This is a genomic window from uncultured Thiodictyon sp. (genome assembly GCF_903828115.1).
Lineage (GTDB): Bacteria > Pseudomonadota > Gammaproteobacteria > Chromatiales > Chromatiaceae > Thiodictyon.
This window is the reverse complement of record NZ_CAIKKU010000575.1, coordinates 37,452-48,932: the sequence shown is the minus strand read 5'-3', so window position 1 is coordinate 48,932 and position 11,481 is coordinate 37,452. Positions and strand designations below refer to the sequence as shown.

The 11,481-nt window shown below is 66.6% G+C and carries 9 protein-coding genes; 7 read left to right on the top strand and 2 right to left on the bottom strand.

All coding sequences use genetic code 11. The features are described 5' to 3' along the window. Positions 1-202 precede the first annotated feature (202 nt). The 7 genes from QZY48_RS21830 to QZY48_RS21800 all read left to right on the top strand — a co-directional run bounded on the left by QZY48_RS21830 (position 203) and on the right by QZY48_RS21800 (position 8,462). Positions 203-733 (top strand): hypothetical protein, encoded by a 531-nt coding sequence (locus tag QZY48_RS21830; RefSeq protein WP_295435102.1) that lies wholly within the window; start codon positions 203-205, stop codon positions 731-733. A gap of 307 nt (positions 734-1,040) precedes the next feature. Further along, complete coding sequence (locus QZY48_RS21825) at positions 1,041-1,364, top strand: DUF1778 domain-containing protein (protein WP_295435100.1); 324 nt, start codon at positions 1,041-1,043, stop codon at positions 1,362-1,364. 275 nt (positions 1,365-1,639) lie between these two features. Beyond that, positions 1,640-1,837, top strand: coding sequence for a GNAT family N-acetyltransferase (locus QZY48_RS21820; protein WP_295435098.1), 198 nt, complete (start codon positions 1,640-1,642; stop codon positions 1,835-1,837). A 181-nt stretch (positions 1,838-2,018) separates the two neighbouring features. Next, a complete protein-coding gene (locus QZY48_RS21815; RefSeq protein WP_295435112.1) occupies positions 2,019-3,488 on the top strand; it encodes an AAA family ATPase in 1,470 nt (489 codons plus the stop codon). 199 nt (positions 3,489-3,687) lie between these two features. Continuing rightward, positions 3,688-3,999 carry a hypothetical protein gene (locus tag QZY48_RS21810; protein WP_295435096.1) on the top strand — a complete coding sequence of 104 codons (312 nt, stop codon included), beginning with the start codon at positions 3,688-3,690 and terminating at the stop codon, positions 3,997-3,999. A gap of 232 nt (positions 4,000-4,231) precedes the next feature. Continuing rightward, positions 4,232-5,413 carry a hypothetical protein gene (locus tag QZY48_RS21805; RefSeq protein ID WP_295435095.1) on the top strand — a complete coding sequence of 394 codons (1,182 nt, stop codon included), beginning with the start codon at positions 4,232-4,234 and terminating at the stop codon, positions 5,411-5,413. A gap of 1 nt (position 5,414) precedes the next feature. After that, positions 5,415-8,462: a tetratricopeptide repeat protein gene (locus QZY48_RS21800; protein ID WP_295435093.1), complete on the top strand. Its 3,048-nt coding sequence runs from the start codon at positions 5,415-5,417 to the stop codon at positions 8,460-8,462. A gap of 361 nt (positions 8,463-8,823) precedes the next feature. Here the strand turns inward: QZY48_RS21800 and QZY48_RS21795 are convergent, their stop codons facing one another. Next, the gene (locus tag QZY48_RS21795; RefSeq protein WP_295435092.1) at positions 8,824-9,531 is read right to left on the bottom strand and encodes a class I SAM-dependent methyltransferase; all 708 of its coding nucleotides are present in this window, start codon (positions 9,529-9,531) and stop codon (positions 8,824-8,826) included. Positions 9,532-9,579: 48 nt separating this feature from the next. After that, positions 9,580-11,454 carry a tRNA uridine-5-carboxymethylaminomethyl(34) synthesis enzyme MnmG gene (gene mnmG / locus QZY48_RS21790; RefSeq protein WP_295435090.1) on the bottom strand — a complete coding sequence of 625 codons (1,875 nt, stop codon included), beginning with the start codon at positions 11,452-11,454 and terminating at the stop codon, positions 9,580-9,582. Positions 11,455-11,481: the final 27 nt, after the last annotated feature.

Below are 11,481 nucleotides of genomic sequence, written 5' to 3'. Positions count from 1 at the left end.
CGTTGCGGTACCTTGCGCGGCCTCGTCGCGGCTGAAGCCGCTCCCACAGCGTCGCTGCGCGACCGGCACGGATTCAGCCGCCGGCCGCGACAGTCTGCGGGTCCCGATTCGAGAATTCTCGGCTTTGCTGTTACTGTTAGACTGCGACCCCGTGTCGGCGTGGTCTTGGGCTGGCCAGGCCCAACGTTCGGGGTGAAAAACCATGCGCGGGCATCGCATCCATATTTTTGTTGGTTTGATGGCAGTGATCTTGCTGTCGGGCTGTGACTTTCTGTCGATGGAGCAGGTGCCTGGTCCCGAAGCGATCCGGGGACGGATGGGGCGGTTCCTCGTGAGCCCCGATCAGATTCGCGGGGTGTATCGGAATCTGGACATCGACTCGTTGGTCTTTACATACAGTGCAAGAGTGGATGGAGAGGCCGCATTCTGGGGCCGCCTGGAGAAGGGACTCGAAGGTTCGCGCTGGACAGAGACCGAACGCCGGGGGGCGATGCGTGAGTATCGTCGCTCATATCGGGAAGGGGAGTGTGACGCCGAGCGGCCGGACCTGGCGATCCTCTCCAGTTTCGAGGTGGCCCAGGTGTTTTTCGACCCGGCATCACAGACGGTCGCGATGGCCTACGTTCAAGCAGACGGCAGGTCCAGCGACACGAAGTTTGAAGACACCGGCGAGAGTCAGTGGGCAGAGAGGGCGATCTGGCCTCGATTCCGAGATTTGGTCTCAGGAAAATAGGGCCACGCAGCCCTCGCAGGTCGCGGCGCAGACTTCGTGCAGCGGTGGGTCGGCGGCAACGCCCCGGCGTTTCAACTGGCGATGAGGCGCTACGCCCGGGCCCGGTTCATGTCGTCCAGAACGATCGCCCGTTACGGTAAGTCCGCGATCCGTAGGGTCCGCTGTGCGGACCAACAGCCTCGCGGGCAGCAAAGTGCCCGGGATTATGATCAAGGCCCTGATCGGCTTTGAGCATCATGCCGTCACGGACGAGAATGACACCGGCCTGCTAGACTTCTCCTGATTAAGAAATCCGAGGGTAAACCCCGTGTCGCAGACCACCATCGAACGCGGCCGCATCACCGCCCGGGTACCGCTCCGCGTCCAGGAGACGCTGGAACTCGCGGCCAGCCTGGTCGGGTCCACCGTCAACCAGTTCGTCGTGCAGTCGGCGCTGCGCGAAGCCGAACGAATCATCGAACAGGAACAGGTGATCCGCCTGTCGGAGCGGGACGCACGGGCCTTCCTGGACGCCATCGACAACCCGCCGCCGCCCAACCCGAAGCTGCTGGCGGCCCTTGCGGACTACGCAGCGCGGCACGATGATCAGACTGGAACCATTGACTGGTCGCCACAACCGAAGCGGGTTTGAGTGCGGCGTGGCCCCGCTGGACCTGTGGCTGCGGCAAACGGCCCTGCAGCACCAGGCCAAGGGGGTCTCCCGGACCTTCGTCGCCGTTGCCGCCGGTCAGGCCGCGGTCGACCACTTCGCGGCGGCAGGCCATCCGGACCTTGGCCCGACGAGCATCCTCGGGTTTTACGCCCTGGCCGCCGCCATCGTCCCGCTCGCCGACCTGCCGCCCATTTCGACCAAGCGCTATCCCCGCCAGGTCCCGGTCACGCGGCTCGGGCGTCTCGCCATCCGCCATGAGTCTTCAGGTCCAGGGGCTCGGCCGCCTGCTGCTGGCCGATGCGCTCAATCGCGCCCGCGGTGCCGCACAGTTGGTGGGCAGCGCCGGGGTCTTCGTGGATGCGAAAGACGACACGGCCTCTCGCTTCTACCAGCGCTTCGGCTTTCAATCCTGCGCCGATGAGCCGCTCAAGCTCTACCTACCCATCTGGTGATGCCGAACGGCACGACACTCGACCGGCTCATACCACAGATGCGCGCCAGCCTCGACACCTGCCGCACCAGCCCAACCCCAGACCAAACAAGCGCCTTCCTCTCTGCGCCCCTGCGTGAACCTTCTTCGTCCCGCCCCAGGGGGCTAGAATCCCCTCACCCCACCAGTTGAGCGACGCACCCATGACGGACCTGCACGACCTCGAACTCCTGCTGCGCTCGGACACCCCGATCATCCTGATCGAGTCCACGGAGGAGCCGCGGGTGATTGCACTCTTCGCCCAGCTCGCGCTGCGCATTGCCCAGCCCGCCTGGCGCTGGTCGGTGACCGAGGGCCTGCGGCGGATCGAGTTCGACACGGACACCGAGGTGCGGCTGACGGAGCCGACCCAGGTCCTGCGCTATCTGCGCTCCGGGGGCGAGGCCGGGGTCTATCTGCTCCTGGACTTCCATCCCTATCTGACTGAACCGCTCAATGTGCGTCTGCTCAAAGAGATCGCCCAGGACTACGGCGAGCACCCGCGGACCTTGGTCTTGGTGAGCTACGCCCTGGAGGTACCGCCGGAGTTGCGCCACCTGTGCGCGCGCTGCGACCTGCGGCTGCCGGAGCGCAACCGCATCCTCGCCCTGATCCGCGAGGAGGCCCAGGCCTGGAAGCAGTCCGGCGGCGGCGGTGTGCGCGCCGCCCGGGAGGCGGTCGAGCAGCTCGCCCAGAACCTGCTGGGCGTCACCGAGTCCGATGCGCGGCGCCTGATCCGCAACGCCATCCGCAACGACGGGGCCATCACGGCAGAAGACGTGGCGGAGGTAAAGCGGGCCAAATACGAGTTGCTGAGCCCGGGGGGCCTCATCAGCTTCGAGTACGACACCCGCTCCTTCGCGGATGTAGCGGGGCTCGCGAACCTCAAGGCCTGGGTGGAGCGCCGCCGCGCGCCCTTCCTAGACCCCGCCCGCACCCAGGATTACCCGCGCGGCATCCTGCTCCTGGGCGTGCAGGGCGGCGGCAAGAGCCTGGCGGCCAAGGCCGTGGCGGGGCGCTTCGGGGTACCGCTCCTGCGGCTGGACTTCGGCACCCTTTACGACAAATACATCGGCGAGACCGAGAAGAACCTGCGCCGGGCGCTCGCCACCGCCGACCAGATGGCCCCCTGCTGTCTGTGGATCGACGAGATCGAGAAGGGCATCGCGACCGGCACCGAGGACGAGGGCGTGGGGCGGCGGGTGCTGGGGACGCTGCTGACCTGGATGGCGGAGCGCAACACCCGGGTCTTTTTGGTCGCCACCGCCAATGACATCGACCGGCTGCCGCCGGAACTGGTCCGCAAGGGGCGGATCGACGAGCTGTTCTTCGTCGACCTGCCGGACGCGGCGGTGCGGGCCGCGGCCTTCGCCATCCACCTGCGGCGCCGCGGACTCGACCCGGCCGGCTTCGACCTGCTGCGTCTGGCGCAGGCGAGCGAGGGCTTCACCGGGGCCGGGATCGAGCAGGCAGTGGTGTCCGCCCTCTATGCGGTGGATGCCACGACCCGGGCGCCGGACACCTGCGCCCTGCTCAACGAGTTGGGCCGGACTCAACCCCTGTCCGTGGTGATGGCCGAGCAGATCGAGGCCCTGCGCGACTGGGCGCGGGAACGCTGCGTGCCGGCCCATTGACCCTGAATCCGGCTATTGCTCACGCCAAGACGCCAAGAAGAAACAAAGGGATCTGCGCAGCATCCGGAGCGCCCGCTGTCCCTAAAATCCGTCACAGGTCCCCGCTTTTCCGGCCCCCGGGTCCGCCGCTTGTCCCTTGCGCCGGGCCGGTTCCCGCGTATGCTTCAGCGGCAGCGAACCCCTTGTCAGGTATCCGCCCATGATCGTTCCCGCGTTACAGATACCCGTCCTGCCGCGGCTGCCCACCGAGGACGACGGCAGCCTGCCGGTGGCGGTCCTCGGGCTCAAGCTCGTGCTGTGGGAGGGCGAGTTCGACGGCATCGCCGCGACCTGGCTGCGCTGGGCCGATCGGGACGGGCTGCTGCCGCTGCCGGTCGAAGTCGCCAACCGGCGGGCCGCGGCGGCCGAGACGCGCGCCGCGGCCGAGCGGCTGCGGGCCGAGCAAGCCGAACAGGAACTCGCCCGCCTGAGCGCGCTGCTGGCCGGGCCGGGCAATCCAGACCCGCGGTAGGGATAGGGGTTTACGCAAGCGCCGATGCGCAAGCAGGAGCGCCCGAGGGACCTGCCCTGGTGCGCCAGGTGCGCCAGGACATCCGTACCGTCGGCCTCGATCAGAATTGCGGCCACGGGCGAGTGTAGGTTGCCCTTCAGGGCGACCAGGCTTGAGCGCACACATCTTTTCAGTACATCAGATTTGGTTTACACTAATTTCGTTTTATAATGTTGCCGATGGGAGATGCCTTATGCGTTCCGTCACTGGCGCCCCCGTCGAGGGCGACGACTTCTTCGACCGCAAACAGGAACAGCGCCAGATGTGGCGTCGGCTGGAGAGTGACAGCCTGTTGTTACTGGCCCCCAGGCGGATCGGCAAGACCTCGCTGATGCGCGCCCTGTGCGCGGACGCGGCCGACCACGGCTTCCGGGCCATGGGCCTGAGCTTCGCCCCCTGCGAGGACGAGATGGGCTGCATCCAGGAGTTGGCCAAGGCGGTGGCTGCCGCGGAATCCGGAATCGGCTCGGACCTGGCGCGGCTGCAGAAGGGGCTCGCGGCGCGCCTGCCGAACCTCAAGTCCATCAAGATCGGCCCGGTCGGCATCGACCTGGCGGCGGCCGACAACCCCGGCTGGCGGGCGGTCGGCGAGGCTCTGGCCGCCGGCATCGGCGACCTGGACGGACGCTGGCTCATCTGTGTCGATGAGGTGCCGGTCTTCCTGCTTAAGCTCCTGGGCCAGGACGACGGCCGTGAGCGGGTACGCGGTTTTCTCTACTGGCTGCGCAACCTGCGCCAGGACCACCATGGGGGCATCCGCTGGGTCCTGGCGGGCTCCATCGGACTCGACACCGTCGCGGCCCGCCTGGGGCTGGGCGACACGGTCAACGACCTGGTGCCGACCCCGCTCGGCGCCTTCGACCCGGCCACGGCCGACCGATTCCTGCAAAGTCTCGCCGAGAGCTACGCCATCCGCCTCACCAAACCATTGCGCGCCCGCCTGATCGAGCAGCTTGGCTGGCCCGTGCCCTATTACCTTCAGATCGCCTTCAGCAAGCTGTACGACCTTTGCGATGCCGGGGTCAAACCCTCCGCGATGCTGGTGGATCAGGTCTTCGTGGAGCTTTTGGGCCCCTCGCACAAGGGCTATTTCGACTACTGGCGCCAGCGACTCGGTGAGGAACTGGGCACCCCGGACGACGGCTACGCGGTCCACCTGCTGAACCACTGCTGTCGCGACCTTCGGGGGGCCAGCCGCGATACCTTGAAGCTCGCATTGAGCGAGCGCGTCCAGGACCCGGACGCCTGCGAAGAGCGCCTGCGCTACCTGCTCGATATCCTGGAGAGTGACGGCTACCTGTTCCAGGTCGAGGGCCGCTATCGTTTCCGCCTGGAACTATTGCGCCGCTACTGGCATGCGCGGGTGGCGCTCTGAAATGATTGAAGAAGCCCTGCACGGTGTGGCCGTCTACAACCCGGACCTGCTGAGCCGCGACGAGCTCAAGCGCTACTTCGTCGGCCGGCTGCCGCTCCTGGAGCGCATCCTGGCCGATCTGCGGCGCGAGCCCCCGGGGCGGATCCCCCAGCATCGGCTCTTCCTCGGCCAACGCGGCATGGGCAAGACCAGCCTTCTGCGGCGCCTCGCCGTCGCCATCGACGAGGACCCGGAACTCGCGGCCATCTGGCTGCCGCTGACCTTCCCGGAGGAACAATACAATATCGCGCGACCCGCGGACCTCTGGCTCAATTGCCTGGACGCCCTGGGCGACGCCCTGGACCGCGCCGGCCGCCGGGCCGAGGCCCAGGCGCTGGACGAGCGCATCGAGGGCCTGGCTGGCGCTGCCCCAGAGACCGTCCTCGCCGCCCTGCTGGACGAGGCCGCGCGCCTCGGCCGGCGCCTGCTGTTGCTGCTCGACAACGCCGACCTGATCCTGGACCGCCTGCGCGACAGCCACTGGGCATTGCGCGAGACGCTCCAAAGCCGTACTGAACTACTGGTCTTCGGCGCCAGCGCCCGCGCCATTGAGGCGAGCTACAAGTACGACGCCGCCTTCTACGACTTCTTCCGCATCGACGAACTGAAGGGCCTCACCGAGGAGGAACTGCGCGCCACCCTGATCCGACTCGCCGAGGTCGGCAACACCCCGGCGGTGGCCGAACTGGTCCGGAGCGACCCGGCGCGCATCCGCACCCTGCATGTGCTGACCGGCGGCAACCCGCGCACCACGGTCCTGCTTTATGGCGTGCTCGCCCAAGGCGGGGGCGGGGACGTGCGCAGCGACCTGGAGGGCCTGCTCGACCGGGTCACACCGCTCTACAAGGCGCGTTTCGAGGAACTACCGGAACTCAGCCAGAAGCTGGTCGACGCCCTGGCCCTGCACTGGGACCCGGCCACCGCCCGCCAGATCGCCGACCGCCTGGGCTGGGAGATCAACCTGGTCTCCGCCCAACTCGCCCGGCTCCAGACCCAGGGACTGGTCGAGAAGACCGAGCCCTACCGCGGCAAACGCGCACTGTTTCAGATCGGCGAGCGCTTCTTCAACATCTGGTACCTGATGCGCGCCAGCCGGCGCGTGCGGCGGCGGCTCACCTGGCTGGTGCGGTTTCTGCGGATGTGGTTCAACGCGGAGGAGCTTCAGGGTCATGCGCGCGGTCAGCTTGCGCGCCGCCGCTCGAATGCGCGGGATGCCGAGTACAGTCTGGCCTTGGCCCAGTGCATCGACAGCCCGCCGCTACGCTCTGCCTTAGAAACGCACGGACTGCGCGCGTTGATCGCTGATAGCGAAACCCGCACGCGCATTGGCGAGATGTTCGACTTGAGCGGCGAAGACGCGTTCCTCCGGACCAAGGTAGAAAGGATGCAGGCATTGGCGGAGACCCGGGAGCGAGCCAGCGTGGCGCTGGAGGCCGTTGGGGCGGAGATCAACCAGGACGCATTTCTAGTGCGCCTCCTGGGTAACCCCGAGTTGCCTCTGGCATTAAAATTAGGATTCGCGGACGTGGCCAAGGATCTAAGCCACGAACAATGGCGCGAGATCAATGCAGCGGTAGATGCAGGTTACACCAGCTATAGTCGCGCGTTTGGACAAGAACCAGACAGTCTGTACCGGGCCTTGGCAGAAGGCGATATGGATGCCCGTGACGACGTTGACGGTGCTCAAGCCGCGGCTGAACGCCTAAGTGCTCCGGAATTGGTTCCGATTTCTTGGTCATTTCGTGAAGTCAAGGATGTAACTCAGGCCAAAATTGTACTTGCCGCACTGCAAGTATCGTCACTTCGCTCTCCATGGATTCTGAGTAAGATAGGCGACCTGTTGCAAGACTACACTGACTACTACGAGGAGGCCGAGCAGGCCTACCGACACGCCATTGAATTCGATTCGGCGGTTGTATATCCGTGGAACGGCCTCGGCAACTTGCTGCAATTCCACCTTGCACGTTACGACGATGCGGAGCAAGCCTACCGTCGCGCGATCCATTGCGAGCCTAAACTGGTCGCGCCTTGGTGTAATCTAGGTACGTTGCTGAGCGCCCGGTTCGCCCGCTACGAGGACGCCGAGCAAGCCTACCGCCAGGCCATCGCGATCAATCCAAACGACGCCGATCCTTGGTACAAACTCGGGAATCTACTCAATCACGAGTTGGGTCGCTATGAAGATGCCGAACAAGCCTACCGTCGTGCCATCGACATCAATCCCGACTATTCGCGGGCCTGGAGCCTTCTCGGCACCCTGTTGCTGTATTTTCTTCGCCGCCGAGAAGAAGGCGAGCAAGCGTTGCGACACGCCATTGAGTTAGATTCCAACGATGCGTATCCCTGGTGGCACCTCGGTAACCTGCTAAAAATTTATGCTGCGCGCTACGACGAGGCTGAGCAAGCCTTTCGCCATGCCATCGAACTTGACCCAAACGATCCGGAGAATTGGTTGGCCCTAGGTCACCTGCTGGAAGACAATCTTGCGCGATATGGTGAGGCCGAGCAGGCTTTTCGGCGTGCTGTCGCTATGGCTCCGGAAGACGCTCGGTTCAGTAGCACCCTGGCCTGTTTCTTGTATCATCGCGGCACGGATGCGTCAGAAGCCAAGTCAGCAGCGAAACGCGCCGCAGAATTGGCGCCCAGCAGTCTATTCCCCAATCCTACATTAGCTACCATCCTGATCAAGCTTGATGACTGGACAACCGCAGCGCCGCTCATCAGGCGGCTTATCGAGGTGGGGGTGGATTCATACGTAGAGATGAGTTGGGAGGAAATTATACTGCTCTTCCGCGCGGCGGTGACCGCCAGTCGCGCTTCGGAGGCATTGGATCTGCTGGACCGTGGCGAGGCTGGCGAACGCTGGCGCCCCCTGCGGGAGGCCATCGCCGCCGCGTTGGAGGGCACCCCGGACTATCTGCGCGAGGTCGCCCCCGAGGTCCGCCGCCCCGCCGAGCAGATCTATGCCCGACTCACCGCCCCAGTCCCGCCCGCTGACTCCCGCGCATGACATCGCCGCCTCCTGTCCCGCCAGGCTTGAATCCCCTAATCCCATCCGTTAAGCGACGCCCCCCATGCCGGACCTGAAATCCCGGGGACAGTATACCTAATGTCCAAAATACCGAGAATGCGACACGACTTTTTCATCGTCGAGTCATGCCTACCAGGGGGAACCGCGCCTTTCTTCGGTTTTACCGGTCCCCGGCTTCGCTCCGGACCATTGACAGCCCCACTGCCGTAGGGTGCGCCGCGCGCACCATGGCGCCGCTCGGGACCCTGACCGCAGCGCCCGAGCGCAGCCGCTCAAGGTGCGCGCAGCGCACCCTACGGCAGCGATGCGGTCAATGGTCCGGCACTTCGATCACGCGGTACTAATCGACCGTCGCGCTACCCTGCCGCCGCCCCACGGCCAGCACGTAATCGAAGGGTGCATACATCTGCTCCGCGGGAATGCTGCGCAGCAGCCATCCCACCGGGCCCAGGCGCCGCCGCAACCCGGGGTCATCGACCAGGGCGCGGTGCCAGCCCGGGAACACCTGGTCGCGGATCGACGTCACCTGCACCGCCTCGAACCCGGCCGCGGCGAGCTTCGCGGCATAGACCTCGCGCGGGTAGACATTGGCGCGCGGTACCGCGAGCGCGGCGCGGGCCGCGCCGAACACCAAGGCCTGCAAGGGGTTCTGCCATGGATCGGGGTCGGGTCCGGATGGGATCGAGTCGGCGAGTACCAGGCGCCCGCCCGGGCGCAGCAGGCGGGCGGCCTCGGCGAAAAAGTCCTCGCGGGTATCGAAATGGAAGGCGCACTCGACCGCGGTGACCACGTCGCAACAGGCGTCGGGCAGCCCGGTCGCGGTGGCCGAGCCTTCGCGCAGGTCGATCCGGTCCTCCAGGCCGAGTTTCCGGACCCGGGCCCGGGCCAGGTGCACCTGCTCGGGCGTGATGTTAAAGCCGATGATCCGCCGCGGGGCAAAGCGGCGGGGCCAGTAGATATCCTGCGCGGCGAACCCGAAGCCGACATCCACGACCTCCTCGGCACTGGTGATCTCGGCCGTGCGGCCGACTAGCTTGGATTCGCTCACGGAAGTCTCCTTTGATGCGGTGGTCCGATGCCACGGCGTTACGTCGCTTCACCCGGCCTGCCGCTTGAGGTGGATCAGCAGCAGCGAGACGGCGGCGGGCGTGACGCCCGGGATGCGCGCCGCCTGACCCAGGGTCTGGGGGCGCACCCGGGCGAGCTTCTCGCGCACCTCCGCGGAGAGCCCGCGGACCCCGGCGAAGTCGAAGCCGTCCGGCAAGGGCTTACACTCCTGGTCGCGCTGGCGGTCGATTTCCGCCTGCTGACGGGCGATGTAGCCGTCGTAGTGACACTGGATCTCGAGCTGCTCGGCGACGGCGGGTGCAACCGGGTGCGGCGGCTCGCCGGTCAGGCGCACAATGGCGGCCCAGTCGACCCGGGGGCGGGCGAGCAGGTCCAGGGCGCGGACCTCGCGGCGCAGGGGTTCGCCCAGGACGGCCTCCTGCGTGGCCTGCGGCACCGCGTGCGGACGCACCCAGGTCTCGCGCAGCCGCTCGCGCTCGCGCGCGATGGCCTCGCGCTTGCTGTCGAAGGCGCGCCACTGCGCCTCCCCGACCAGGCCGAGCCGATGCCCGATCTCGGTCAGGCGCAGGTCCGCGTTGTCCTCACGCAGCAACAGGCGGTACTCGGCCCGGCTGGTGAACATGCGGTAGGGCTCAATGGTGCCGCTGGTGATGAGATCGTCCACCAGCACCCCCAGGTAGGCCTCATCGCGGCGTGGATACCAGGGGTCCCGGCCCAAGACCCGCAGGGCGGCGTTGACCCCGGCCAGCAGCCCCTGGGCGGCCGCCTCCTCGTAACCGGTGGTGCCGTTGATCTGGCCGGCAAAATACAGGTTCTCGAGGTGGTGGGTCGCAAGCGTCGCGTGCAGGTCGCGCGGGTCGAAGAAGTCGTATTCGATGGCGTAGCCGGGGCGGGTGAGGTGGGCCCGTTCAAAGCCCGCGATGGAGTGCACCAGCGCGACCTGCACGTCGTAGGGCAGGCTGGTGGAGATGCCGTTGGGATAGACCTCATGGGTGGAAAGGCCCTCCGGCTCGACGAAGACCTGATGACTGTCCTTGTCTGCGAAGCGCACCACCTTGTCCTCGATGGAGGGACAGTAGCGCGGGCCCACCCCCTCGATCAAGCCGGTGTAGAGGGGTGAGCGCGACAGACCGCCGCGGATCAGGGCGTGCGTGCGGGGATTGGTGTGGGCGATGTGACAACTGACTTGGCGCGGGTGATCGGCCATGCTGCCGAGGAAGGAGAAGACGGGCGTGGGCTGGTCCCCCGGCTGCTCCTCCAGATGGGTGTAGTCGATGGTCCGACCGTCGATCCGCGGCGGCGTGCCGGTCTTCAGGCGGGCGCAGCGCAGCGGTAGGTCGCGCAGGCGCCGGGCCAGGGCATTGGCCGGTGGATCGCCCGCCCGCCCGCCCTCATAATTGGCGAGCCCGACATGGATGCGGCCGGCCAGGAAGGTCCCGACGGTGAGCACCACGGCGCTGGACTTGAAACGCAGCCCCATCTGTGTGCAGACGCCGGTGATCTGTCCGTTCTCGATGATGAGGTCGTCGGCCGCCTGCTGAAAGATGGCGAGATTGGGCTGCGCCTCACAGGCGGCGCGCACCGCCGCCTTGTAGAGCGCGCGGTCTGCTTGGGCGCGGGTGGCGCGCACCGCCGGCCCCTTGCTGGCGTTCAAGATGCGAAACTGGATCCCGGCGCGGTCCGCCGCCCGGGCCATGAGGCCCCCCAAGGCATCGAGCTCCCGGACCAGGTGGCCCTTGCCGATGCCGCCGATGGCGGGGTTGCAGCTCATCTGGCCGATGGTTTCGACGTTGTGGGTCAGGAGCAGGGTGCGCACACCCAGGCGGGCCGCGGCCAGGGCCGCCTCGGTCCCCGCATGGCCGCCGCCGATGACGATGACATCGTATGAATCGGTCGCAAACATGAGGGTCGGTTCCAGGAATACGGACAA

Bases quoted from the DNA above. Each gene is read 5' to 3' on its own strand.
- QZY48_RS21830 (WP_295435102.1), top strand. From the start codon at position 203: ATGCGCGGGCATCGCATCCATATTTTTGTTGGTTTGATGGCAGTGATC.
- QZY48_RS21820 (WP_295435098.1), top strand. From the start codon at position 1,640: ATGAGTCTTCAGGTCCAGGGGCTCGGCCGCCTGCTGCTGGCCGATGCG.
- QZY48_RS21815 (WP_295435112.1), top strand. From the start codon at position 2,019: ATGACGGACCTGCACGACCTCGAACTCCTGCTGCGCTCGGACACCCCG.
- QZY48_RS21810 (WP_295435096.1), top strand. From the start codon at position 3,688: ATGATCGTTCCCGCGTTACAGATACCCGTCCTGCCGCGGCTGCCCACC.
- QZY48_RS21805 (WP_295435095.1), top strand. From the start codon at position 4,232: ATGCGTTCCGTCACTGGCGCCCCCGTCGAGGGCGACGACTTCTTCGAC.
- QZY48_RS21800 (WP_295435093.1), top strand. From the start codon at position 5,415: ATGATTGAAGAAGCCCTGCACGGTGTGGCCGTCTACAACCCGGACCTG.
- mnmG (WP_295435090.1), bottom strand. From the start codon at position 11,454: ATGTTTGCGACCGATTCATACGATGTCATCGTCATCGGCGGCGGCCAT.